The sequence below is a fragment of the Pseudomonas sp. QD4 genome (assembly GCF_049199125.1).
Lineage (GTDB): Bacteria > Pseudomonadota > Gammaproteobacteria > Pseudomonadales > Pseudomonadaceae > Aquipseudomonas.
Window position 1 is genome coordinate 527,207 of record NZ_JBLZOM010000002.1, and the last position, 23,703, is coordinate 550,909.

The 23,703-nt window shown below is 59.4% G+C and carries 22 protein-coding genes; 2 read left to right on the forward strand and 20 right to left on the reverse strand.

The genetic code is table 11. The features are described from left to right. Nucleotides 1–26: 26 nt before the first annotated feature. The 6 genes from ACOZJV_RS13275 to ACOZJV_RS13300 all read right to left on the reverse strand — a co-directional run bounded on the left by ACOZJV_RS13275 (nt 27) and on the right by ACOZJV_RS13300 (nt 9,435). Nucleotides 27–1,670, reverse strand: coding sequence for a ShlB/FhaC/HecB family hemolysin secretion/activation protein (locus ACOZJV_RS13275; protein ID WP_421547802.1), 1,644 nt, complete (start codon nt 1,668–1,670; stop codon nt 27–29). A 1,367-nt stretch (nt 1,671–3,037) separates the two neighbouring features. Then, nucleotides 3,038–4,063 carry a hypothetical protein gene (locus ACOZJV_RS13280; protein ID WP_421547803.1) on the reverse strand — a complete coding sequence of 342 codons (1,026 nt, stop codon included), beginning with the start codon at nt 4,061–4,063 and terminating at the stop codon, nt 3,038–3,040. A gap of 384 nt (nt 4,064–4,447) precedes the next feature. After that, complete coding sequence (locus tag ACOZJV_RS13285) at nt 4,448–5,647, reverse strand: low temperature requirement protein A (protein ID WP_421547804.1); 1,200 nt, start codon at nt 5,645–5,647, stop codon at nt 4,448–4,450. A gap of 81 nt (nt 5,648–5,728) precedes the next feature. Beyond that, nucleotides 5,729–6,649 (reverse strand): LysR substrate-binding domain-containing protein, encoded by a 921-nt coding sequence (locus ACOZJV_RS13290; protein WP_078473203.1) that lies wholly within the window; start codon nt 6,647–6,649, stop codon nt 5,729–5,731. A gap of 81 nt (nt 6,650–6,730) precedes the next feature. Further along, nucleotides 6,731–8,377, reverse strand: coding sequence for a hypothetical protein (locus ACOZJV_RS13295; RefSeq protein WP_421547805.1), 1,647 nt, complete (start codon nt 8,375–8,377; stop codon nt 6,731–6,733). Between the two features lie 254 nt (nt 8,378–8,631). Next, nucleotides 8,632–9,435, reverse strand: coding sequence for a phytanoyl-CoA dioxygenase family protein (locus ACOZJV_RS13300; RefSeq protein ID WP_078473201.1), 804 nt, complete (start codon nt 9,433–9,435; stop codon nt 8,632–8,634). Between the two features lie 247 nt (nt 9,436–9,682). Between ACOZJV_RS13300 and ACOZJV_RS13305 the strand changes: the two genes are divergently transcribed. Beyond that, a complete protein-coding gene (locus tag ACOZJV_RS13305; protein WP_421547806.1) occupies nt 9,683–11,098 on the forward strand; it encodes an amino acid permease in 1,416 nt (471 codons plus the stop codon). Here the strand turns inward: ACOZJV_RS13305 and ACOZJV_RS13310 are convergent. From ACOZJV_RS13310 to ACOZJV_RS13320, 3 genes are all read right to left on the reverse strand, one after another. Beyond that, the gene (locus tag ACOZJV_RS13310) at nt 11,095–11,991 is read right to left on the reverse strand and encodes a LysR family transcriptional regulator (protein ID WP_078473199.1); all 897 of its coding nucleotides are present in this window, start codon (nt 11,989–11,991) and stop codon (nt 11,095–11,097) included. The genes ACOZJV_RS13305 and ACOZJV_RS13310 overlap by 4 nt on opposite strands. Nucleotides 11,992–12,286: 295 nt before the next feature. Next, nucleotides 12,287–12,658, reverse strand: a complete 372-nt coding sequence (locus tag ACOZJV_RS13315) for a 4-fold beta flower protein (RefSeq protein WP_421547807.1) — start codon at nt 12,656–12,658, stop codon at nt 12,287–12,289. Between the two features lie 477 nt (nt 12,659–13,135). Beyond that, complete coding sequence (locus ACOZJV_RS13320; protein ID WP_421547808.1) at nt 13,136–13,531, reverse strand: hypothetical protein; 396 nt, start codon at nt 13,529–13,531, stop codon at nt 13,136–13,138. 30 nt (nt 13,532–13,561) lie between these two features. Here ACOZJV_RS13320 and ACOZJV_RS13325 point away from each other — a divergent pair, with 30 nt between their 5' ends. Continuing rightward, nucleotides 13,562–13,816, forward strand: a complete 255-nt coding sequence (locus ACOZJV_RS13325) for a hypothetical protein (protein WP_421547809.1) — start codon at nt 13,562–13,564, stop codon at nt 13,814–13,816. Here the strand turns inward: ACOZJV_RS13325 and ACOZJV_RS13330 are convergent. From ACOZJV_RS13330 to ACOZJV_RS13380, 11 genes are read right to left on the reverse strand one after another with little or no spacing between them, the layout of a single operon-like run. Continuing rightward, the gene (locus ACOZJV_RS13330; protein ID WP_421547810.1) at nt 13,797–14,318 is read right to left on the reverse strand and encodes a lysis system i-spanin subunit Rz; all 522 of its coding nucleotides are present in this window, start codon (nt 14,316–14,318) and stop codon (nt 13,797–13,799) included. The genes ACOZJV_RS13325 and ACOZJV_RS13330 overlap by 20 nt on opposite strands. Further along, nucleotides 14,315–14,941: a glycoside hydrolase family 19 protein gene (locus tag ACOZJV_RS13335; protein ID WP_421547811.1), complete on the reverse strand. Its 627-nt coding sequence runs from the start codon at nt 14,939–14,941 to the stop codon at nt 14,315–14,317. Before ACOZJV_RS13335 ends, ACOZJV_RS13330 begins: the two co-directional genes overlap by 4 nt. A 53-nt stretch (nt 14,942–14,994) precedes the next feature. Beyond that, nucleotides 14,995–15,429: a phage tail assembly chaperone gene (locus tag ACOZJV_RS13340; RefSeq protein ID WP_421547812.1), complete on the reverse strand. Its 435-nt coding sequence runs from the start codon at nt 15,427–15,429 to the stop codon at nt 14,995–14,997. Beyond that, nucleotides 15,429–16,646 (reverse strand): tail fiber protein, encoded by a 1,218-nt coding sequence (locus ACOZJV_RS13345; RefSeq protein WP_421547813.1) that lies wholly within the window; start codon nt 16,644–16,646, stop codon nt 15,429–15,431. Before ACOZJV_RS13345 ends, ACOZJV_RS13340 begins: the two co-directional genes overlap by 1 nt. Next, nucleotides 16,647–17,255, reverse strand: coding sequence for a YmfQ family protein (locus ACOZJV_RS13350; RefSeq protein WP_421547814.1), 609 nt, complete (start codon nt 17,253–17,255; stop codon nt 16,647–16,649). Further along, nucleotides 17,243–18,283, reverse strand: a complete 1,041-nt coding sequence (locus tag ACOZJV_RS13355) for a baseplate J/gp47 family protein (RefSeq protein ID WP_421547815.1) — start codon at nt 18,281–18,283, stop codon at nt 17,243–17,245. Before ACOZJV_RS13355 ends, ACOZJV_RS13350 begins: the two co-directional genes overlap by 13 nt. Beyond that, on the reverse strand, nt 18,273–18,671 hold the full coding sequence (locus ACOZJV_RS13360; protein WP_421547816.1) for a phage GP46 family protein: 399 nt from the start codon (nt 18,669–18,671) through the stop codon (nt 18,273–18,275). The genes ACOZJV_RS13355 and ACOZJV_RS13360 overlap by 11 nt, the downstream gene beginning before the upstream one ends. A gap of 2 nt (nt 18,672–18,673) precedes the next feature. Continuing rightward, nucleotides 18,674–19,180, reverse strand: coding sequence for a phage baseplate assembly protein V (locus tag ACOZJV_RS13365; protein ID WP_421547817.1), 507 nt, complete (start codon nt 19,178–19,180; stop codon nt 18,674–18,676). Further along, entirely contained in the window at nt 19,177–20,292 is a 1,116-nt protein-coding gene (locus tag ACOZJV_RS13370) for a phage baseplate assembly protein (RefSeq protein ID WP_421547818.1), read from the reverse strand. The genes ACOZJV_RS13365 and ACOZJV_RS13370 overlap by 4 nt, the downstream gene beginning before the upstream one ends. A gap of 3 nt (nt 20,293–20,295) precedes the next feature. Then, nucleotides 20,296–21,546: a DNA circularization protein gene (locus ACOZJV_RS13375; protein WP_421547819.1), complete on the reverse strand. Its 1,251-nt coding sequence runs from the start codon at nt 21,544–21,546 to the stop codon at nt 20,296–20,298. A 2-nt stretch (nt 21,547–21,548) separates the two neighbouring features. Further along, the gene (locus ACOZJV_RS13380) at nt 21,549–23,600 is read right to left on the reverse strand and encodes a phage tail tape measure protein (protein ID WP_421547820.1); all 2,052 of its coding nucleotides are present in this window, start codon (nt 23,598–23,600) and stop codon (nt 21,549–21,551) included. Between the last annotated feature and the right edge of the window lie 103 nt (nt 23,601–23,703).

A 23,703-nucleotide genomic window follows, 5' to 3' on the forward strand; every position in this document is an offset into this window, starting at 1 on the left:
ACCACCTCCAAAGCGCACACAGGGCTTCAGAAATACTGAGTCGCGACGGCCCAGATCCGAGGCGTACGCTCGGGGCCACTGCCTTCACTGTTGTTATCCAGCGTCCAGGAGCTGGTCACGCTGATCTGCTGCGAGGGCCCGATCCAACTGGCGCCCAGGCCCGCGCCCGAGAGCTGGCGACGGTTGTCTTCACGGGTCCAGGGGTGTTTGTTGACCTCCACCGCGCCGTGGTCGACAAACGCCTTGAGCTGCCAGCGGGGGGCCAGGGCGTAACGCAGCTCCAGGCTCGCCTGCCAGCCCTGGTCACCGCTGCCAGTTCCTTGGGGATAGGCGCGCACATCGAATGGACCGCCAATGCCGAATTTTTCCGAGCTGTCCAGGTTGGACGACGCCCACTGCGCATTGAGCTGGGTATAGAGCTGAAAGCGCGGGCTCAGGTACTGCATCCGCGCGGTGTTGAGATTGATCTTCTGGAAACCGCCGGCCGTACCAGCAGTGAGGCGATCACGCCACTGGTCTTGTGGTCCGTCGAGGCTCAAACGGCCACTGCCATAAGTGAGGTAGAAAATGTTCTGCCCGCCCCCAAGCCATCCGTCCTGATGGTTGCCATTGAGGCTTAGGCTCCAGAGTTCGACATGCTTGCTGCTGCTGGCCTCAAACAGGTCGATGTCGTCCCGCAGCCGCTTGTCTTCGTACTGCAACTGCGCGCTGAGGTCGAAGGAACGACTGCGGACCAGGGGCTGAGTGACAAAGAGGCTGCCGATACTCGCTTGACCATGGGCCTCCAGCACCTCGAAGTCCTTGCTCAACTGATAGCTCATGCGTGAGTAAGCCATGCCCAGGCCCGTCGACCAGGGACCTACCGGAAGTTTGTAGGCGGCACGGTAGTAGCGCTGATCCTCGTCACTGCCGAGCACTCGCAGGTTGAGCTGGTCACCCAGGCGCAAGGGGTTGTTGAGGTTGAAGCTGCCCCCGAGTCGATACTCGCCTGTGTAGAAAGCGCCGTAGTTATCCGCCTCCAGGGTACCGCTGGCCCATGGGCCGGGCTGGGCATCGATCAGCAGGTCGGTGGTTCCGCGGTGCGCACCGGCGCTCAAGGTGCCTTTGACCCGCACGCCGGGAAGGTCACTCAGCAGCAGCAGGCTGCGCTCAAGATCGTCGCTGTAGACCGCGGCATCGCTTTTGAGCGACGACAATGGACCGCGAATCACCGAGTCCAGCGCTCGGGACTGGTTGTGCAGTTCGATACGGCCGTAACGGCCCTCCAGGACCTCGATGCGTACGACACCGTCTTCGATCTCCTGGGCCGGCAGGAAGGCCCGGGCCAGCATGTACCCCTGCCCCTGGTAATAGAGGGTTAAACGCTCGGCAGCCGCACGCAACTGGTTCAGGTCCAGCTCCTGCCCTTTCAAGTCCGCCAGCAGGGGTTGCAGCACCTCGCTGCTGAACTGCTGATTACCGACAATGACAAAATCGTTGACCTGCAAACGAAACCCGGAGGTATCTGGGGCCGTCGCGCTCGGTTGATCAACCGTTGGCAGGTCCAACTCAGGTTCCGTGGTTTGTGGCAACGAAGGCTGCGTCGCTTCGATATCACGCATCACTTGCCCCGCGTTGGGTACATACACCGCCCCCGATGCGGCCCACGGCAACACCAGCAGCAGACCCAAACAGCCTCGGGACCAGCATTGCCTGGGCCCTTCGACACGCCCGCCCCATTGACCAGTAAATGGCTTGTCCCTGCCAGCCTCAGTCTTGCAACCGAACGCTTCCACTCGTCCTCTCCCCACTGTTTATCGCAATTTGGTAATGACCTGCCGACTGATCTGAGCCATCCGTTGCTTTACAGGCAGGACCTAACCAACCCAGCTCGATGCGCGCGATAAGCCGACCGCAGCGGGATGTCCGACGGCGCTGAACGCTCGACATGACCAGATCCCAACACGTTCAAGATTCAACTGAACAAACACAAAAAGTTAAATAAAAGGCCCACTAGAACCGCACAAACCAAAGCAGCTTTAGTTCACAAAAAACGTTGTACCGCAGACTTAAAAATCTCTTTCCCGAACCATTAGTTTTTATCAACCTCGACGAAAATGTTACGGACAGACGGTATAACAACGCCCGAACCCACCATGAACTTACGGTCATCCAGATCAAATCTTATTGTTTGAAAAAATCAATAAAACACCTAAATCGTTACACCTTCCACAGAGCCGAACGTTTTCCATCCTGACCAAACGCCAGCTTCAACTTTTCATATACCAAGCGCTTTACTGATGACAACGAGAAATATGCCATCTTCCGTTTACTAGATAAAAGAGAGCCATGCAGCCTGAGTAGTCCCAGAAGTCACCACAAAGACTTAAAAGGCCTATCCCCCTATGATTTAATTTTCATTATCAAACAACATTAGCCCAACCCACAAGACCCGTAGCTTGAATAGCGTGGCGAACCCGACACCCCGAAAAAGCATGAGCACCTGCCGATCCATAGAGCCTATAAAGCTACTGATTTTTAATTGACCCATTGGCATCAAAAAACTCAAAAACTTACCACGGGCCCTATTAAAACAACTTAAAAACAGCTTCTTCCATAAGGATCGTCTTAAACTGGCAAAAACAAAAACCGGACAATGCCTCGAACGATCGCCACCGCCACGAAACATGACGACACCGTCTGACCAATACGTCGCACGTCCTAGCTTGGTTACTCACCGACAACCGATTGAACAATAAATAAATATTCATCCACAATGGTTAGGATTAGCTCCGCGATGGCAGGCACTTCAGGGTTGGCAACTGCCAAAACATTTAGGGCCGCTAGGGAATACTGGGAAATACGCTCTTATTCTTCATGAAAAAGAGCTCACTTTCGCCACCACATTAATCACCATCGAGTGCAACCTGCGGTTCCGTTACGCGATATGAAACGCAAACCCGAGTTCGGGGCGTTCATACGAGTTTACTGCCCCAAACACATGCCGGGCAACATCATCACTTATCGTACAGAGCGCCGAGACCGAGTAAAAACCACCCTACCGATGGTAAAACTCCATGATGATCCCGCCTCTGAATCTCCCTGCTACTGGTCGATCAGTGCGCCAGATCAAGTTGACGTCGAGCTTTTGACTGCGCGAGATCTCGCTGCTCGCTTCGAACATCGTGGCTTCTTGGTTAAAGGGGATGACGGTCTTGTTTCTGAGCAACTGAATGCCCACCGAGTCGAAGGGCTTATTATCAGCCCCATAGGGAATCAGCAAATTCTCGCCAGCATTGACGGCACTTAAGGGAGCAGCCTTCATAAAGGCGTTTATGCTAAACACCGTTTTATCACCACGGCACAACCCTGAAGTATCTTTATTGGCAAAAAGAGTCACTTCACGAGTACTGGCCACATTACCAACGGCGGCGCTTCCGGATGACATAGTACCAAAATCAATATTCTGGGTAGAAAACCCTACCGTGATCGGACACTTTATATATTTTATTAGATGAAGATCTGCAAGGGTAAGCCCCCACATTTTAGCAGGGTCATCCGTGCCTGCATCCATGCCGCTCAACTGAAGTACTTTGTGGCTAGTCACCCCTGTAACGACGTCGTCCTGGTTATCTCCGGGCGGCGTTTTTTTGACGATGAACAAACTGTAATTGAAGGGAACAAGCACATTAGGACAGTTTTCGGTACAGCTGGGCAAGATGGCCTTCAATTCTATATTACAAGAAGATTGACACGTATAATCCTTCCCATTGTAGGTAACACCCAAGTCAAGATTGAGACCGAGAGGCTCGACGTTTTTGTTAGGATTGAGTATGTACGCCAGCGTATGCGATTGGCCATTAGGGGTGTTTTTACATAAAAACACACCCCTTATTGTGGGCGAGCGCCAGAGCACGGTCCCCTGCGTCGCTTCATTGGGTATATTTATAGTTCCGGGAACGCTCATACGCTCTTGATAATTCCCTGACAAGCTGCAGGTAAATTTGACAACAGGCGCTGCCTGGCTATTCCCTACCAATCCAAATAGCAACAAAAAACTTAATACACTCTGAAGGTTCCTCATAAAAAATACTCAGGCTCAAGCGAAAAGGACGTGACACGCTAATCCTTCCGTGGCCACCTTGATATAAGCCAAGTCTCAACTTCAAAGCCCCTGAAACAGATAGAAAAAATACCAAAACAATATCCCCGAGGCATTAAGCCACACTACTTTTTCTATCTATTTCCAGACGTTTTTTAACCCGACGCCATTCAGGGCCGGGCCTTGGAAAATGTGCTACTGACCCATACCGAACGGTTTTCCAGAGGCGCCGCTCGGCGACTCGATACAGTTAGCCGACGATGAAAAAAAGCACCCGGCGCCCGCGCTTCCGGTTCAGCCCGCCCTTGTTCTGGAATCAACACCAGCCAACGCCGGAATATTTCTGCGCACGCTCAACGCGCCGCCTCAATGCTCCGTGGCCGCCCTGTCATCGCGCAATGCCCGGCTCTCCCAGGCCGCCACCAGCACCATTACAGCCGTGGTCAGCGAGCCCAGGGCCAGGGCCGAAAACAGATGATTGAGGGCCGGCGGCAGCAACCCCAACAACAGCACCAGCCCCACCAGCCCCACCAGGTGCGACAGTGGCGGCAGCACCCGGTCGGCCATGACCCACTTGAACAGCGCGCAACCGAGCAGGAACAACCAGGGCCCGCCGATGATGGCGACGATCCCGGCATCGCTGGCGTGGTCCGGGTGCACCAGCACCAGTTCATCGGCCACCGCGCTGACAATAATCCCGGCGACAATCAGCACGTGCAGGTAGGTGTAGGCGATGCGCGCCTGGCGCCCGGGGTCGTCGGAGTGGGCGATCCGATGGTGGGCGCGCTCGGCGCCGCTGTCGAAATACACCCACCACATGGCAATGCTGCCCAGCACCGCCACCACGAAGGCCAGCAGCCCTTGAAGGCTCCAGGCCAATTCGGCGAAAGTCGCGCCGGTCACCAGCAATGACTCGCCCAAGGCAATGATCACAAACAACCCGCAACGCTCGGCCATGTGATAGCCTTCGACGTTCCAGTCCTTGAGGGTCGAGCGGCCCAAGCCCGGGACCCAGAAATACAACGAGGGCGAGACCAGTTCGATCAGCAGCGCCAGCGCCCACAGCAACAGGCGCTGATTACCCTGGAGCAGCGCCCCGCTGATCCAGAACAGCGCTGACAACAGCATCCAGGCCAGGATCCGCTGGAAGTTGCGGGTCATGTTCAGCGCCTCGCCGCGTACCGCCCAGATGGCAAACGCGGTACGCCCGACCTGCATGAACACATAGGCGCCGGCAAACAGCAGCCCGCGTTCGCCAAAGGCCTGGGGGATCGAAGACGACAGCAGCAGGCCGGCGACCATCAGGCCGAACAGGCCGAGGCGGATCGGCAGTTGCTCCGGGTCGAGCCAGTTGGTGACCCAGGAGGTGAAAATCCACACCCACCACACCGCCACCATCAACAACGCCACCTGCACCGCACCGCCAACGCTCAGGTGCGCCAGCAGCGAATGGGAGAGTTGGGTCACGGCAAAGACGAACACCAGGTCAAAGAACAACTCGACCATGCCGACCTTGCCGCTGTCGAGACTGCCACGGCCACGCAACAGCGAACGGGGTTTGCTCATGGGGATCTCCGCCAGAAATGTGCACCGGTCCTGCATCACAGCAAAGCAGCCGCGCCACGGGCCAGCAAGCCCGCGGCTGAATCAGTGCGCCAGCAGGCCGCGCTCACTCATGAAGGCTTCCAGGCGCGAGCGCAGCCAGCGCTCGGCCGGGTCGGTGTCGACATGGCTGAGCCAGACCATGGACAGGTCCAGGGTCGGGGTCTTGAACGGGAACGGCTCATTGAACAGGTGCCCGGAGGCGGCCATGGCGGCGGCGGTGTAGTCCGGCAGGCTGGCCAACAGGTCGGTCCCGGCCAGCAGTGCCGGCAGCGAACTGTATTGCGGCACCGACAGCACCACATGCCGCTTGCGGCCAATCTCCGCCAGCCACTCATCGGCGTAGCCGCTGACATTGGCCGTGTGCGACACCAGCACATGGGGCCGCGCGCAGTATTCATCGAGGGTCAGCGGGGTGCTGCTGGCATCGGCGCGCAACACGCTGGGCTGGATATGCCGCAACAGCTTGCGCTTGGCATTGGCCGGCAAGCCGCGGGTCTGGCTGATGCCTACGGTGATATCGCCGGAAGCCAGGAGGTCGGGGATGCGCCAGTAATCCACGTGCTGCACCACAAACACCACCAGCGGCGCTTCCTGGCGCAAGGCCCGCAGCAGCGGCGGCAACAAGCCGAACTCGACGTCATCGGACAGGCCGATGCGAAAGGTCATGGTGCTGCTGGCAGGGTCGAAATCACGCGTCAGGCTCAGGGCCGACGACAAGGCGTCCAGCGCTGGCGACAAATGGGCAATCAGCTCTTCGGCGCGGGCCGTGGGCTCCATGCGATGACCAACGCGGATAAACAACGGGTCATTGAACATGGCCCGCAGGCGGTTGAGCGCCGAACTGATGGTCGGCTGGCCAAGAAACAGCTTTTCCGCCACCCGCGTGACATTGCGCTCCAGCATCAGGGTCTCGAACACCACCATCAGGTTGATGTCCGCCTTACGCAGCTCATTGCGATTCATCAGCGCTCCCCCAGCCCCAAAAAACACAGGGGCCAGTGTAGGGAGGTCGCGGGATCGGCGTCTACGCACAGTTGCGCGTGGCTATTGCCCCTCGGGGGGATGGGGCTTGAGGCCTTTTTTCTTGAAAAACTCGATCAACCCCGGGTTGCCGATTTCAAGTGCCATGTCCAGCAGGTTGCTGCGCTGCTCCGGGGTGCAGGAGTAGCGACGGGTGGTGGAGGTGTCGCAGTAGGTCTCATCCAGGCGCATGCCGCGCTCGATAAAGATGGGCAAGATATCCCCGGCCGCATCGGGGCGTTCCGGCCGGTACTGGACGCCAACGAACAGCCGGTCCAGCACGTACTCCATCAACTCGCTGCCATGCTCGGGCAGCGGCAGGTGCCGGGCAATGGCCTGCCGGGCGGCGGGATGATCGGTATCCAGCGCCGCACGAAATGCATCCAGATCGGGATGGTCGGTGTTGTTGTAGTAGGAAACATCAGCACCGGCGGCCACCAGCAGATCGATGGTCTGCGTATCTGCCCCTTCCGTTATCGCGTAGATCAGCGGGCGCATGGAGCCGTCGTTTCGATATTCGTCGGCCGGTGCGCCCTCATCCAGCAGCCACTTGATGGTCGCCGGCGGGTTATGGGCCTTGATCGCCTCATTCAGCAGCGACGTGCGGAACCCCTCAAGCCCCGGCATATGGGCCAGATGCTTGCGCAAGGCTTGCATGGCCGGCAGCGCGGCCTTGCCCTGGAGCGCCACATGAAAGGCCGTGGTGTCGTCATCGGTGTCGTACACCAGCGGCAAGGCCTCGCCGAACCTGGCCAGCACCTGTTCCACATCCGCCGGGGTCGCGTGCTCCCAGAACCGCTCATTGAGCAGCATCAGCGGGTTATTGAAGTCCGAGCTGCTGGTGTAGATGCAGGGGTTGAGGGTCATGTCGGTCGCACCGGGAATATAGGTGCGCTTAGTCTCGGGCCCGGCATCCGGGCTCAGGCTGCGACTGATCGCGGCAATCACCCCGCGCGTGTCGTGGGACGCGTCCAGCTCCCAGCCCTGCCCTTCCTGCGACCGGTCCAGGCGCAGCTTCACCGGCAAGACCTTGCTGGCCGGCCCCTGCCAGGCACTGGAGAGCGCGGCAAAATACGGCTGCGCCAGCGCCGCCGGATCCTGCTGGCCACCGCCAGTCGCAGACCAGGCCGGGATCTGCGGCACCTGGCAGGCGAGGTGCACCTCGACCTTGGGCGAATCGCCCGCCGAGCACGCCGCCATGACCTGACTGTCAGTGACCTTGCATTGAACCTGTCGAATCGCCCGGACCTGTGCTTGCGCCAGGGCCTGCAACTGCTTTTCCTGATCGGCAGAAAGCGTGGGGCTGCGGCTGATGGCGCTGCGGGTAAAGTCCCCGAGGTTTTCCAGCGCGGCCCGCAACGCGGCACGTTCGGCCAGGGCCTGCATATTGGCCCGCACCTTTGCCGCATCGGCGTAATGCTGGACCGAACTCAAGCGGGCGAAGCTCGCCGGGTCGTCATTGATAAAGGCCTCGATATACAGCTGCGCCAACACGTCGGGCGATGGCCCGTCGCTGCTCGCTTCAGCGGCCTGGGCCGCAAACGCCTGGGCCAGCAGCACGGCGCAGAGCAGCCTTGTGCGACCCGGGTTCGGCCGGGACAACGGAGCAACAGACGGGCTGATGGAGTTGATGGCGAAGCGGAAACGGGAGCGAAAAGCGAGGCGGAACATCCATTTTTCCTTTGAACGTAAGGCGCGGGCGAACGCTGTGGCGAGGGAGCGACAAGGCACACAATCGTCGAACCGTCGCTGGAGCCAGTGCATACGCGTGCGCAGACAGGTGCGCAGTGTGACGGCCTGCTGGCGGAAGAAAAAGTCTTTTTGCCTGCGGGCAGACCCCCTCCCGTTCCAGAGCTGGGCTTATTGCAAAGTCACCCTGAGAAAAACACCGGGACCGGCATCAGCCCGGTCCCGGTGCAGGCCTGTCAGCGTTGTTCCCAGACCACCGGAAACCAGTCCTCGCGCATGCGATCGCCATCTTTCAGGTCGATGCCGGGGAACGGTGGCGAGGTGCGCCCGGGGCGCTGGATGTAGCGCACATCGTCGCCCATGAAACGAGTCGAGAACGCTCGGCGGCGACCGTTGCCGATGTTGCCGGCGGCGCCGTGCACGGTGCGAAAATCGAAGACGACGGCGTCGCCAGGCATCAGTTCAGGGGACAGGATCTGGTAGTCGCCGTTGTCCACGTCCGGCATGTCCATGAACCGACTTTCGCCGGATACCTCATCGGTGGCGCCGTAAAAGTCCTGGTTGCTGGCCCAGCTTTTCGGGCGCACCGGCTTGGGCCAGCGATGGGAGCCCAAGACCACGCTCAAGGTGTTGTGGCGGGTCACCGGGTCCAGGGGGATCCAGTAGCTGGCGGTTTGCAGGCCATCCACACAGTAATAGGGCAGGTCCTGATGCCAGGGCGTGGCTTTGGAGGTGCCGGGTTCCTTGACCAAAATATGGTCGTGGAACACCTGCACCTGCCGCGACTGCATCAGTTGGCCGGCAATGGCCGCAGCCGGCGAGTTCAGGACAAAGTCCTTGAACGGGGCGATGCGCTGCCAGTTGCAGTAGTCCTCGAAAAAGCGTCCGCGCTCACCATTGCCCACGTTCTCGATGGCAAAGGCACTGGGCTGGGCGAGGTTCTGCTCGAAACCGTCGCGCAGGCGTTCCACCCAGTCGCTGAATACGCCGCGCAATACGATGGCGCCGTCACGTTGAAACTGTTCGATATCCGAGTTCATCCGCCTGCCCTCTCTTGTTGTAATAAATCCCAGTATTGGAGGGCTTAACTTTTGCCGTAAACGATAAATTACTTATTTGTCACTATAGGTACTTTGTATGGCCGGCTTGTTGTCAGGCCCGGCAATTAACCGGTTAATAGCCATGACCTGCCGATTGCCTTGAGATCAATAAAGTGCAGGTCACTTCCTACGCTTCATCACCCGCAGTTAATCGCCAAATAATAAAAACAATCAGGAGTTACTTGGGATGAACGACAAAAGACCTGCAATGCGGCGGGGTTTGAATGCCCGTCACATTCGCTTCATGGCACTGGGCTCGGCCATCGGCACCGGGCTGTTCTACGGCTCCGCGTCGGCCATTCAACTGGCCGGGCCCTCGGTATTGCTGGCCTACCTGATCGGCGGCGCCGCCATCTACATGATGATGCGCGCCCTGGGTGAAATGGCGGTGCGCAACCCGGTCTCCGGCTCCTTCGGCCAGTACACCAGTCAGTACCTGGGACGCTTCCCGGGTTTTCTGACCGGCTGGAGTTATGCGTTTTCGATGCTGGTGGTGTGCCTGGCGGATGTCACCGCGTTCGGCGTCTACTTGGGGTTCTGGTTTCCCGACACCCCCGCCTGGATCTGGGTGCTGGGCATTGTGTTTTTTATCGGTGCCCTGAACCTGTGCAGCGTCAAGGTGTTTGGCGAGTTGGAGTTCTGGCTGTCGCTGCTGAAGGTCACCGCGATTATCTCGATGATCGTCGCCGGTGCCACAGTGCTGATTTTTGGCATCAAGCTGGGGAATGCCGCTGAACACACCGCGTCCATCAGTAACCTGTGGAGCTATGGCGGCCTGTTCCCCAATGGCCTGAGCGGCATGATCGCGTCGTTCTCGGTGGTCATGTTCGCCTTTGGCGGAGTGGAAATGATCGGCATCACCGCCGGCGAAGCCAAGGACCCGCAGCGGGCGATTCCCCGGGCGATCAACTCGGTGCCGCTGCGTATCCTGCTGTTTTACGTGCTGACCCTGCTGGTCCTGATGTCGCTGTACCCGTGGCCGAAAATCGGCGGCGAGGGCAGCCCCTTCGTGCAGATCTTCAGCGGCCTGGGGATCAGCTCAGCCGCGACCCTGCTGAATATCGTGGTGATCTCGGCGGCGGTATCGGCCATCAACAGCGATATTTTCAGCGCCGGGCGCATGATGTACGGCATGGCCAACAATGGCCAGGCGCCGGCCAGCTTCGCCCGGTTGTCGCGTTTCGGGGTGCCATGGATGACGGTACTGGTGATGTCTGCCGCGTTGCTGCTGGGCGTGCTGCTCAACTACCTGGCGCCGAAAAACCTGTTCCTGATGCTGGCCGCCGTGGTGACGTTTTCGATTGTCTGGGTCTGGCTGATGATCCTGCTGTCCCAGGTCGTGATGCGCAGCCGCATGAGCCCCCAGGACATCGCCGAACTGCAATTCCCGGTGCCGTTCTGGCCACTGGGCCCGGCCTGCGCGATCGTCTTCATGCTGTTTATCTTCGGCGTGCTGGCCTGGTTCCCGGACACGCGGATGGCGCTCTATGTCGGCATCGCCTGGCTGGCGTTGTTGTCGGTCGGCTACTGGCTGTGCCTGGCGCGCCACGACAAGCTGCTCGGCATACAGCCCAAGGCCAGCGTCTCACGTCTGCAACCCTAGGCGGGAAACTGCTCGGTCGCCCAATCCAGGAACGCCTGCGCCACTCGCGACGCCGGCATCGCACTGGACTGGGCGAGAACCACCGACTGCGGACTGACCGCCTCCACCAGGGGGCGGCAGGCCAAGGGCCGACCGTCATAGCTGCAATCCCCCACCGGGCGGGTACAGGACAGCGCCACCCCATAACCGTGGGCCACCAGCCCGCGCTGCATCTCGAAGGTCTGGGTCAGTTGCTGTGACCTGGGCTGCAGATCGCAGGCCCAGAACAACGACAGGAAATACTCACGGGTCCGGGCGATGTCTTCCAGAATCAGGCACTCGTCGGCCAGGTCCACCAACGACACCTGCTCCTGCTGCGCCAACGGGTGGTCGGCCGGGAGCAGCGCATAGGGCGCCAGCCGCGCCAGCACTCGGGTCTCGATATGCGGGTCGAGCCCGACCTCATAGGTCAGCGCCAGCTCGGCCTTGCCGTCGCTCAGGCGGCGGTTGACCCCGGCCAGATCGGTTTCAAACAGGGTGATGCTGACCTCGGGGTGCAACTGGCGAAACCCCGCCAGCAAGCGCGGGGCAAAGTACGGTCCCAGGTCCTGGAAGCAGATCAGGCTCAGCGTCCCGCGCAAGCCGGCCTGCTCATCCTCTACGCCACCCATGGCCCCCGCCTTGCTCAAAATCTCCCGCGCCTGCTCCAGCAATTTGCGTCCGGCCGGGCTCAAATCAAGGCCGCGGCTGGCCTGACGATGAAACAGCTTTTCACCCAATATCGCTTCCAGCTGCGAAATGGCCAGGGACACCGAGGGTTGGGAAATATGCATGGCCCGAGCTGCGGCGCTGATGCTGCCCTGCTCCGCGGCGGCCACAAAGTATTCGAGCTGGCGGAAGGTAAAACCAATCATCGGCCGGGTATCCCTATTATCGTTTTGCCCGATGATACCCCAGGCCATGTCCGCTCAAAGGGGGTACTCCTGACAGGGCGTTTTACTAGAATCCGGAAACGAAAAAGCCCCTGAAACCAAAGGTTTCAGGGGCTTTTCTATGTATGGCGGAGAGATAGGGATTCGAACCCCTTCCTATCTGCGCGCAGGCCGCTTTAGGCCAGTAATTACGGTAAACCTCGCAGCAATAGAAGGCGCATAGAGGCCTATAGCGGCCCCTGTTCTGCCCTAAATTTGCCCTAAGCTCTGATGATGTCTATCTCAAAAAGAAAGCCTTCCCATCCAAGGGCGACCACGCCGCCGCCCTAGTCGGCCGAGCAGGGCGGGCTTGACGAGCGCCACGGGCGGGGCGGGCTTGCCTAGCAGAACGAGCTGGGCGCGCAGCACGAGCTGGGCGCGGAGGGCCGCCACTGCATCCAGGCGTAAAAAGGACGGCGCGACCAGACGAATCCCGGACCCAACCATCTATAAACCAACCGAGATGCGCCCCAGAATAAGCATAAACAGACTCATCTGAAATCCAAGCTACTGGCTGCCCGCTATAAAGATAAATGGCAGGGTGGTCCTGCTCATCATCAAACCACGCGATAGCCTGCCCTTGCTGATCGTAAAGAGTTACATAGCCCACAATTCACCCCCTCCTAGCATTCGATAATCGAAGCGAAGCATAGACAAGGCATTTCAATATCACACACCGATTGTGTTTGAGCATTAACGCAATAAAGCCCTACAGCCCCGAATTACAAGGGCTGTAGGGCTTTTTTGACAATGCTATATATAGCGCCATTTGGCATTAAATGGCATTGATTGGCGTACGGTTTGCCCCATTTTTGCCCCATGCGGCCCATGCGGCCCATGCGCGCGCCATCCACTATGGAGCAACGAAGAAGCTGAATGCAAAACCGGAGGGAGCGAGTACAGGGAACACTGCACGCGATCCACCTTCACCGCCAAGCATCAAAATTCAGAAACAAAAAAAGCCGCATAAGCGGCTTTTTTCGCAAGCAATGTTTATTCTCCCAAGCCGTGATGCTACGATGACACCACAACAAAGGCATAGACTATTGACCAGTAACTATAGTCTAACAGGCAAATGACGGACTCGTCAACTAGATTCCATCAAATTCCAAGCCTTTCGTTGCAAGGCGCCAATCTGACTGCAGATTGGCTTTTCCAAACCTTCAACGGAGATTGCTTGATGAAGCGATTTTTTAATGAAGAGCTGATTAGAGCACTGCAGGCCATTTACTGGCTTGTAAAGCTCGGCAGCTTGATTCCACAACTGTTCCGCTAACGCTGAACAAAAGCAGGCTAGATCATTCTGGCCTGCTTCCACACCGATCTTATCGACTGCTCGTCGGCCCGAATCGCGGCACATCCCGGAATCAATTACTGTATATAAAAACAGTACTATTGAGGCCTTGCCGTGGATCACACTGAGATAGAAGACACCGACGACTGGCTTGGCATACCCACTCCCCTGGAGTCTTGCAAGCAACACATCTTGCTGCTGGAGGAGGAGGTCGACGACTTGAACCGCCAACTGCGCAAAGCCAGGGCCGACATCTTCGGCCTGGTCCAAATGAACGACCAACTGGCCTATGACAAGTCGAGGCTCAATAGTGAAGTGAAAAACACAAAAGCGCAGATTGCTCGCCTGAACAGCGAGGCTTCTGAGCTACGCAACAAAGTCGGAAGCCTTGAGCAGATCAGACACCAGCGCGATCACTTATTGAGAGAAATGGGGCTTGAAACCGACATGATGCTCAAGGCGCGACTTCCCTGACATACGCCTGGCACGCTCGTAATGCGATCAATCCTTGATCCCCTTCTCCGGCGATGGCGACAATTCGTTGAGCAGCCGCTGGGTCAAGTCGGGCGCGTGATCCTCCATGAACCACGCCGCCGGCGCCGGAACCGGCCGGCACTGTACAGCCACCGTCCGAGTCGGCGGCGTCGACAAGGACTGACAGCCGCATGTCAGCAGTAGCAATCCTGTCACGCAGCCGAGCTTGGTCTTTCCGAGCATTAGTCAACTCCTGGTGTTGGGTTTGGTCATTCGTCTTCAGCCGATCCTCCAGTTCCCGACGTGCGCTCTGCTGGACTTCCTGCCAGTCGAGTACAGCCGTTGCCGTACTCTCTCGCTCTCGCTGGTAAGCCTCAGACTGCTCGGCCAACTGTCGGGCGTAACTGTTGGCCTGCCACTGCCAGGCGGCCCACCCACTGCCGGCCATCAGCAACAGGACGATCAGAGCTGCGCCGCCCAAGCGCCAGATCGCGGCACTCATGCCAGCACCTTCGCCGCTAGGTCGCGCAGGGCCACGCGGTCGGCCTGGCCAGTCAGGCCGCCGTTGATGGTTCGGGTGATCTTGGCAAACTGTCCGGAGTCGGCTAGTTCATTGAGGCCGTTCGACTGCCAGAACCACCCGGCGACCAGAGCGGCAGTGTCAGGCTGCTCCACCAGTTCAGGGTGATTCACCAGGTCCAGGCCCAGGCCGGCGCCGGCAGCGTGGTAGTTGTTCGCTCCGGTCAACTGGATCAGGCCTCGCCCGCGATACTTGAAACCATCACCGGGCTTGTCGTTTCCCATTCGACCGCCGTAAACCGCCTCAGCAAATGCCCGTGGATTTCGTTCAATCGCCTTCGCCTGGGGAACCAGGGACCGCCAGCGAGTGCTCGGCGCCGAGGCGTTGCCCAGCTCAACGATTCGTGCAGCGCTGTAGTTCAGGTTCTCGACCATCCGCGTCAACTGGCCGGACTCATGCCCGACCTGGGCGATGAAGGCCGCCATGCGCACCGGGGAGTTGATCTTGAAACGCGCCATCGCTGTATTCAGCGCGGGCACAAAAAAGCCCGCAACGGCGCGGGCTTGGGGGAGGATCTGCAGCAGCTGCTGCTGTGTGATCGCCATAGATGCAACCTCAAACAAGTCAGAAAGGAAAACGCCCCGTCAGTGCGGGGCGTTTATTGGTTTTGGTCAGCGATCCAGGGCGGCGCTGCAGGGCGCTGCTCGATGACGGGAAAGTCTGGCGATTGCGGCCAGTCGCGCAGGGCCTGCATGTACAGCAGCAGCTCTTTGAACTGTTCCGCCCTAAGCGTGGTTTCCACCTCGATCTCCAGTTGGTCGCGGTGACGCTCGCGCAGCCAGACAGCTGATGCAAGCTCACCGTCGCGCCAGGCTCGTTCCGCTTCTATCAATTGTTCATGAGAAGGCGGGCCAGGATCGACAGCAATCGGAAATCCTCGCTCGTCCGGCACGATAACTTTTAACTCGCGTTGAGCGGCAAGAAGCGACACTAGGGCCTCACGCGTAATCTCAACCGCGTCCGACGGCATGCTCTTGCCGTTTACAGCAGACGTGTAAAAGCTGTGCGCTGTTGCAGAGTAGAAATGTCCCATCAGTACCCCCATGCCCACCAAAAATCGGTTTCTGTAATTGTTCCGCCTGAATGCCGGAAAGTGGCGCTCGAATTGGTAAGCGGAATGTTTTGACTTAGCGTCAACGCATACGCCCCCGTGCCGTCCGTGACACGTTGCGCAGAAATAAAAACCGCGCGTGACGGGAATGCAGTCGGGAAAAGCACAGTGGCGGAGTTGCCGTTGATCGAGAATCGACCCCACTGCAAGATAAATCCGCCTAGCCAAGTCGGGAGCGCAACATAGCCGTCAGTACCGAACATGCATGAAAAACCAAGGCGCTGTTTTTTTGGAGTGACGATTGTCGCGTCATTCGCACCAGCGTTGATCTGCGCGTCAGTTGCGATTTTTGCCGTACCTTGATTTGCCTCGGTAGCCTGGGCAGCCAGCGGAACAAGGGCTGCGATATCGATGTTTCCCTGATTGGCGGGTGCGTTCCAAGCCTTGATGCACCACATTACCGCCAGGTTGCGCGGGCGGGTTTCAGAGCCGCCAGCGGCACCGGTTGCAAAAACCTGACCTTGGTTGCCTGAGCCCCAAGCGTTACCGCCAGTTCCAGCGGTCGAATTCAGCATAATGGCCGGCGAGTTCACATGCATGTGACTCTTGTACTCGTCCAGCTGATTGGTACCCAGCCCTCGCCCAGCATCAACACCGCGCCCATGGTCCCAGCCCCGAAAGAACTCGCCACGCGAATCCGGCAATCGGAAGTTTCCGGCACCCTCGCCGCCCGTGTTGAACGTGGTCCCGAGATACGCCGCCAGGTCGGGATAGGTTGCGGTGCTCTGTACGCTGCCGTCGACCTCAAGGAAGCCCGGCGGGACCGTGCCCTTGGGAAACGGCACCATGGCCCCCACAGGCAGCGCTGACATGTTCTTGAGCAGCGCCTCAATCTCGGCCTTGGTGTACGTCACCGACTTGGTGTAAGCGTCAGTAATGCCGTACTCGGCCAGCGTGGTACGGATCTTCTCCGGTGGGATTGAGTCACGGACAATCGCCTTGATAGCGGCCAGTAACTGGTCATTTTCGTTCTCGGCCGGCTCATCACCGCCGGCACGGATCACGTTCAGCAGCTCATCAGTAACCAGATTGCCCCAGACGGACGGGATCAGCGAACCGACTTGGCCGGTCGCCGTGTTCTCGTCGACAAACTTGCCATTGACCAACCCAACGTTCGGCACACTCTTTGGATAATCCATCTAAATCCCTACCCCATAATTGATAAATTCCAACGCGTGCGCCGGAGCGCTTCGCCGTATGACGCATTCAAGCGCCCCGCTCGGGTTGACTCCAAAGCGTTCACCCCAGTAGCTGGCACCGAAGCGCCTGCCCAAGCGCCGACGCGGGCCGGTGTTGAGCGTCCACATGAACTGCGCAGACCAGGTACCGAAGTGCGAACCACCGAACCGGGATCGGCCGAACCGGGGGGCGCGCCCTTCGCTGATCGTTGCTTCGGGGTAGCCCAGCCGTACCGCGAGTTCAATGAAGTAGCTTCCGGCCTGGCCACCGACCGCCGTCAGTCGCTGACGCACCGCCAAGCGCCGATCCTCAAAGGCGGGCTCAAGGCCCAGGCACGGATCGGGCAGCCCCATGACGCGCTCCCAGTCAGGCACCAACTCATTCACGCCGCCAGCGTCCAGCTCGTTCAGCAAGGCAAAAGCCCGAGACTCAACCCGGGCAAGCTCTTGTGAAACGCCTGTTAGCACCGACCCCAGCTCAGGGACCCGCTCAGGGTCCCAAGCTGGGCCAGGGGGCAACAGGGATTTCAGTTGCGCGAAGTACTGCTGCGCGGTTCTTAACCCAGCCATAAGCAGCCACCAAACGTGAGCAGTTCATTAGCGTGCGCCGTGACGTCAACCACCGGCGCCACCAGGGTGTGGTCCCACTCGCCGGAAGAACCGCTGATCGCCTCAGCGATGTGCGTCAGCAGCAACGTCTCACCCAGCGCCGCCTCCCTGACATGAAGGTCACGCAGCTGCGCCTCTACCGATGCCCTTACCGCCGAGGTATCTGGGTTCAGTCGGATGCTGTACACCACCGACTTCTGGATAGGTGCCAAGACATAAACCTCAGCCGTGACAGGCCGGCGAGGCTCGATGTAAAGCCTGACCTCTTCCAACTGCTCAGCCGTCGGTACAGGGTTGGCATCGTCATCACGCATCACGAAAACAGCGACGGTCCCCGGCCCGACATATCGGCGCCGCGTCCAAGCGCGGGTGATGCCGGGGCACTCCAGCGCCCATGTTTCGTAGTCGTCTGCTGAGCCACCGTGCGGTATCACTCGATAGGACTGGATAACCCGGGCCCGCAATGACTCCACACTTTCCTGCGCAACGCCGCCCACCAGGCCACCGGCCAGAACAGTGAACGCGCTATCTACGCCCTGGACCGGCTGAACAAGATTCAGCACCAGGCCGCCGTCAGCATTGCCCAATGTTCCAGCGTCCACAGCTTCAATTCTTGCGGTGTTGGTACCGGCGATAGTCGTCACCCCGGCAGTGACCCGATACGCTCGGCCATCGCTCGCCTGCAGTACGGTGTCAACGTCCAGCACCGCACCCGCTGCTGCCACGAAACTGGCCGCCCCTTCTGCCGCCTGGGCCGCCTTACGCGGCTGACTCAAACGAAGGGAGGCAATCCGCTCAAGCGTTTCGACCTCGGCGGTGTCGGGCAGAATCTGCTCAGCGATCCAGCCCATGTAGCCGTAGATGCCAAACGCGGCACCACTGACCGTACGGGCCAGCACCTGCGCATCGGAGCGGCGTAACGAATCGCCGACCAGATCACTTTGTGTGCGATGTACCAACACCGGCAGCGACGGAGTTTCAAACGGCATAAGTCACCTGCCACAGTTGGTTTGAGTTGATCTCCAGCCGCTCGGCGGTTGAGAGGGTAAGGATCACGCCAAGGCTGAGCCGGGCCACGTCTGCACGCTCACTTGTGATTTCAATGCTGGTCACCTGGCCGTCATCGAGCAGCCACTGCAGCGCCTCCTTGGCGTAGAACTCGGCATCCAGCTGAGTCTGTCGCGTGAGCTTGACTCGCCTCAGCAGCCAAAGCCGGGAGCCAATCCGGTCATCATCGACAGCGGGGTAGCTATCACCCCACCAGCCGAATCGCTCATCGTCGTCAACTGGGTCATCGGTTGCGGCGCGCCGCCAGGTAAACAAGCTGATCACCACCGACCGGATCAACGTGGCTTCCAGCGAATCTGAATTCAGCATCGTCAGCCCCCCGCAACAGGCGCGCTCGTTTGCCCAGGCCCCGGCATCACCCCCGCGTGAACGTGATTGATTTGGCTGATGCCGCCGGCGATTTGGTCGCCCTGGGAAACGATTTGGCCGGACTGGGTGAGCGTGGGCGTATCGATGTTTACCGCGACGCTGGCCTTGATGTTCAGCGTCTCGGTCTCTATATCGATCACCCGACCGCGTTTGAAATGCACTTTGTCGCCCTCATCCGTGTAGATGGCGACCTCGCCCGGCTTGAGTTCCTGAACCCGGTACCGGCGATCAGACGCCACCAGCACCACACCGTGCGAGCGATCACCGCCGAGGAAGAAGGTCAGGACCTCTGCGCCAGCCAGGGGATTACTGGTGAAACCGTAGGCTTCAAAGTGCTCCAGGCCACCCTTAACCTCACCGGCTGTGAGCCGCACCTGTAGCGCTTGTAGCTTTCTTGCGGCATTGGTCATCACCACCGTGCCACGGACCAGCAGGTTCATCAGGCTCATTTTTTCGGCTCGTAGTCAGCGGGGATCAGGTATTCGAAGTTGTCGCCTTTGCCGCCCTTTTTCAGTTTGCGGTTCTTGTGCGAGTCATCCGGCTCAGGCTCGAACCCGTCCGGGGGACCAACGACCATCTTCGCGGTCATGCCCTGGTCGCTCAGGCTGTAGGTGATTTCGGCTATCAGCATGTCGCGCTCAAAGCCGATGATTGGATCGATGACCCGCACAATCATGTTGTGCTTCCAAAGCCGGCCATTGGACTGGCGCCATCCATACACCGTGTACGTCGTGCTGAGCGCCTTGCCCATTCGCGTACTGCGCTCCCAATTGGCCCGGGCCTGGGCAAGTTCCTGAGTCATCTGCCCGGACTCCTGAATGATCATGGTCCGCCGGCGGCCAATACGATCGTCTGTTAGCGAGGCCGATACCTCGGCGGCCTCGGCGCCGAACGCGTCATCCGTGCCAGTCTTTTGCCCGAGCACCTGGTATTCAGAAAAAACCCCGGAGAAGTCCAGAGGCGCATCGCCGGCCTTGATGTTTTGCCCCACCACCAGCGAATCGAAAGCGCGGCCCTCACTGCCCGGCTTGGCAAGCACTGCCATGCCACGCGCGTCATCCGTCGAGAACACCCGAAACAAGGTCAGCAACCGGTCGATGGACTCAAACGCCGTCTCTCCGGGCTTGATGGTGTGATCCGATAGCTGCGAGCTTTCGGGGATCTCACTGCGTACCGATATGCCGTAAGGCGCTGCAAGGGCCTTCACAATCGACAGCACGCCCTGGTTGCTCCACTGCCCCGGCTTGTTCACCGCAGCACAATCAACCAGGTCTGCAGTGAGCGACCGCCCGGTGATAGACCGGGTGATCTGCTTGTCGTCATAGCTGACCGGTGAACTGAACACCCAGCCGGTCAGCACCAGGTCATCACCGATGCTGACCTGGCACTTTGCGCCTTGCCGTATCGGAACCTCGATCTTCTGATCACTCCACTTCCAGGTAATGCCAAGGCTGAAGTCCCGGGCCTGGCGCTCCAGGCCCGCAGAGATCTCCACTGATTTCCAGCCGCTGTAATCCACGCCGTCGACCGTGAGGCTGACGACGTTCTGTGTATCGATCATGGGTTACTCCCGAGCGATCTTGAGCGGCACCGGTGGCACAAAGCCGGGGTGACGGATGCGGTTGCGCTGCACCACCTCACCGACCCGCGTGGCGTCACCGAAACGCCGGTACGCCAGCACCAGGGCAGGCAGCGTTTCTGCGGGGGTTATATCGACCAGGCGCACGCCCGACTGCGCAACGGCGGTCAAGTGCTTCACCAGATCCTGGCGGAACGTGTTCAAGGCTTGGTAGTGAAAGTACTCAGCCTTCAGCGAAGCCTCATAGATGGCCTCACTCAGGCTATCGCGAAGCTCAAGCACGTCGTCGGCTACCGGAACCTCGGGGCGCACAACTGGCTGAACGGCCTGCTGGTCAACCGAAGGGGTCGCATCAGCCGATGTCGGCTGGCTCGCTACTGGCATCTCGCTGATGATCAGACCCACCTGGACCAGCAGCGCGTCCTGTACCAGGTCCGCAGTAGCTTGGGCGGCTGACATATTGTCGGCGCCGCCGGCCTGGGCCACCGAGTTAATACCGCTCACGGCCTCGCTGTGCTGGGTCGCGGTACCGATGAAGCTGCGATAGCTGGAGCCTGAGCTGGAGAAGTCCAGGCCCTTAAAGTCACTGAAGTAGCTGGAGAACAAAGCCCCCAGCGCGCCCGGCGAGTTCATCAGCGATTGCACGAAACCGGAGATGCCATTGAACAACCCCACCAGCGGGGCAAACTGGCGCTGAATCACGGCATAAACATTCGACAGGCTGTTACGCAGGCCAATCACGCCGAGCCGCGCCTGATCGACCTTGGCCATTGCCGCCTTGTACCGGGCCAGTGCAGAGTCCAACAGGCTCTCCGACGACTTCACAACCTGTTGCCGGGTATTGACCCTGGCGACCGGAAACTGCCGAGGCTTGTCGGGATAGAAGGTGACATCAAAGGCGACCATGCCACCGTCGCGCCGGCTGTGATTCATCTCACAAGCGCCGGCCTTCACCTGCAGGCGCCCGAGCCACGGGTGCACCAGCTCCCCCGGGCCGGGGGTCTGAATCGCCTCCAGGAACTTGTCGCGCCGCTCGAAGCAGTCGTCGCCGATGATCCACACCGTCAGGGCGTGAACCTGCGACTGTTTGCCAAGCTGCTCAAAGAACGGATCGTCCCGCTGAGGGAATTCATGCAACTGCCCTTTCAGGCCCATCGGCACCGCCGCCTGATCGATCAGGAAGCTGATCCCCCGAAACGATGCTGGCAGCAGCTCATCACGCCATGTTCTGTTCATGACTACGTTGCCCCCACAGTGCGTTGGCCGACGTTCGGTTTCATGGTCAGCCCGCGTTGATTGCTTTTCGATTCTTCAACGGTCGACCCAGGCGGCGCGCCTTTAAGGTTGATGTCGATCTGCCCCTTGAGGCTTTGGGCATTGGCTGCGGCTGTTTGCTGCAGCAGGCTGCCCGGGGCTGGCATCTGGCCCGGTGGACGCAGCAGCGCGCTGGCACTGGCCCCACCCTGCGTTTGGTTCAGCAACGACTGGCGATCCTGCATTGCCTTGGCTGCGTCCGACCGAAGGAAATCCCCGGTACCGCCACCCTCCCCCGCGTTTCGCTTGCGTTGCTCTTCAGCGAAGGCGTTGGCCTTGTTGGTGGCGGTCTGGATGATTCCGTCGCCGCCCTCACCGGCGCCCATGAACTTCAGGATCGGTTCAATGATTGGCTTGATGGTTTCCCATAGCCCCTTGAACCACGCAGTGATCGGCTCCCAGTTCCTGATAATGATGCCCAGCGGCGACCAATCGAACATGTGCTTGATGAAGTCCCAGGCAGGGCCAGAGATGGCCACCAGCACACCCCAGATTGCCTTGAAGAACTCCGTCAGCGGCCCCCAGTTTTCGATCACCATGCCTATCGGCGTAAAGGCAAAGGCTTGCTTGAACCAGCCCCATAGCACCATGGCCGGCCCCTTGATGCCCTCCCACAGCTTCACAAAGAAGGGGCCAACCGTGTCCCAGTTGGCAATGATCAACCCGGCGGCGAGAGCAATCGCCGTCGCGATCAAGCCAATAGGCGTAGCCCCAAATGCAAAGCTGGCGATTTTGATGGCCGTTGCGGCGGCCAGGCCGGTCGTCGTCAGTACACCAAAGGTCACGCCCGCGGCTGCCAGCCCCTTGACCAAATTGGGGTTCTGCTTGATGACGTCGGCAACCCGGCTTACAAACGGCCGAAGCTGATCGACTACCTGATTGATACCCGGCAACAGTGCAGCCCCGATTGCTCTCGCAACGTTATCGGTCGCACCGCGAAGAAGCTGCAGATTGTTGGCAGTCGTGGCCGCCCGAGAGGCGTACTCCGCATCCATGGAGCCGCCGAACTTCTTCTCATCGCTGACCTTCTTCAGATTGCTCTTCAGCAAATCCAGGTTGGTCAGTAGCGGTGAAATAGCGGTCACCGACTCAGAACCAAAAAGCTGCGTAAGAAGCCCAGCCCTTGCAGCAGGGTCCACCAGCTGCACCCGATCCAGAAGATCAAGAATGGTGCCCTGAGCATCCTGCTGCATGGACTTCGCCACTTTTTTCGAGTCGAGTCGCAACGACTTGAACGCCTGGGCCTGGGACTTCGTTGCCGCTGACCCTTTCGTCATCGCCAGCATGAAGTTTTTGATGCCGGTCGCGGCCACCTCTTGTTCGACCCCAACCCCCGCCATCGTCGCGCCAAGCGCCGCGATCTGGCCGGAAGCAAGACCGGCGATTTCACCGAGCGGGCCGATCCGGGTAACGATGTCGGAGATCTGCTTGGTGTTTGCTGGCCCGGTATTGCCCAGGTAGTTGATCTTGTCAGCCAGCCCGGTGACCTCAACCTGGCTCATCTTGAACGCAGTTCGCCACTTGGCCATCATCTCGCCGCTTTGCTCGGCGGTCTGATCAAAGGCAATGCCCATCTTCACTGCAGCTTCGGCAAAAGCCAGCAGCTCATCACGTGCGATCCCTGACTGACCACCAGCAGCGACGATCTTCGCAATGTCACCAGCGGCCATCGGCAGCTTCTCTGACATCTTCTCGATGTCGTCGCCCATCTGCTTGAACTGCGCAGGCGAATCAAAGTTGACCACTTTGCGCACGTCGGCCATCTGGCTTTCGTAATCAATCGCCGCCTTCGCGCCCAGGATAAAAGGGGCGGCCAATGCTCCGCCCCTCACTACATCACCAAAGCTGAGTTTGCCGAGCCCCGTCTTGTCTAAGCTTTTCTTGAAACCAGCGACATTTTTTCGGATCCCGGCCAACGTCGGCGACAGCTTGTCGACGCCGGTGATCAACGCCTTGAGCTGGAACTTGTCGCCCATCACTGCACCTGCTGCGATTGGTTGATACGTTGCGCGTGCTCCAGAGCCTCCCAGAGCAAGTCGAGGGGTTTGGCCTGCATCTGGTCCGGGTCAACCTTCCAGA

Excerpts from the sequence above, each read along its gene's own strand:
- ACOZJV_RS13280 (WP_421547803.1), bottom strand. The coding sequence starts at position 4,063 with ATGAGGAACCTTCAGAGTGTATTAAGTTTTTTGTTGCTATTTGGATTG.
- ACOZJV_RS13285 (WP_421547804.1), bottom strand. The coding sequence starts at position 5,647 with ATGAGCAAACCCCGTTCGCTGTTGCGTGGCCGTGGCAGTCTCGACAGC.
- ACOZJV_RS13290 (WP_078473203.1), bottom strand. The coding sequence starts at position 6,649 with ATGAATCGCAATGAGCTGCGTAAGGCGGACATCAACCTGATGGTGGTG.
- ACOZJV_RS13295 (WP_421547805.1), bottom strand. The coding sequence starts at position 8,377 with ATGTTCCGCCTCGCTTTTCGCTCCCGTTTCCGCTTCGCCATCAACTCC.
- ACOZJV_RS13300 (WP_078473201.1), bottom strand. The coding sequence starts at position 9,435 with ATGAACTCGGATATCGAACAGTTTCAACGTGACGGCGCCATCGTATTG.
- ACOZJV_RS13305 (WP_421547806.1), top strand. The coding sequence starts at position 9,683 with ATGAACGACAAAAGACCTGCAATGCGGCGGGGTTTGAATGCCCGTCAC.
- ACOZJV_RS13310 (WP_078473199.1), bottom strand. The coding sequence starts at position 11,991 with ATGATTGGTTTTACCTTCCGCCAGCTCGAATACTTTGTGGCCGCCGCG.
- ACOZJV_RS13330 (WP_421547810.1), bottom strand. The coding sequence starts at position 14,318 with ATGAGTGCCGCGATCTGGCGCTTGGGCGGCGCAGCTCTGATCGTCCTG.
- ACOZJV_RS13335 (WP_421547811.1), bottom strand. The coding sequence starts at position 14,941 with ATGGCGATCACACAGCAGCAGCTGCTGCAGATCCTCCCCCAAGCCCGC.
- ACOZJV_RS13340 (WP_421547812.1), bottom strand. The coding sequence starts at position 15,429 with ATGGGACATTTCTACTCTGCAACAGCGCACAGCTTTTACACGTCTGCT.
- ACOZJV_RS13345 (WP_421547813.1), bottom strand. The coding sequence starts at position 16,646 with ATGGATTATCCAAAGAGTGTGCCGAACGTTGGGTTGGTCAATGGCAAG.
- ACOZJV_RS13350 (WP_421547814.1), bottom strand. The coding sequence starts at position 17,255 with ATGGCTGGGTTAAGAACCGCGCAGCAGTACTTCGCGCAACTGAAATCC.
- ACOZJV_RS13355 (WP_421547815.1), bottom strand. The coding sequence starts at position 18,283 with ATGCCGTTTGAAACTCCGTCGCTGCCGGTGTTGGTACATCGCACACAA.
- ACOZJV_RS13360 (WP_421547816.1), bottom strand. The coding sequence starts at position 18,671 with ATGCTGAATTCAGATTCGCTGGAAGCCACGTTGATCCGGTCGGTGGTG.
- ACOZJV_RS13365 (WP_421547817.1), bottom strand. The coding sequence starts at position 19,180 with ATGAGCCTGATGAACCTGCTGGTCCGTGGCACGGTGGTGATGACCAAT.
- ACOZJV_RS13370 (WP_421547818.1), bottom strand. The coding sequence starts at position 20,292 with ATGATCGATACACAGAACGTCGTCAGCCTCACGGTCGACGGCGTGGAT.
- ACOZJV_RS13375 (WP_421547819.1), bottom strand. The coding sequence starts at position 21,546 with ATGAACAGAACATGGCGTGATGAGCTGCTGCCAGCATCGTTTCGGGGG.
- ACOZJV_RS13380 (WP_421547820.1), bottom strand. The coding sequence starts at position 23,600 with ATGGGCGACAAGTTCCAGCTCAAGGCGTTGATCACCGGCGTCGACAAG.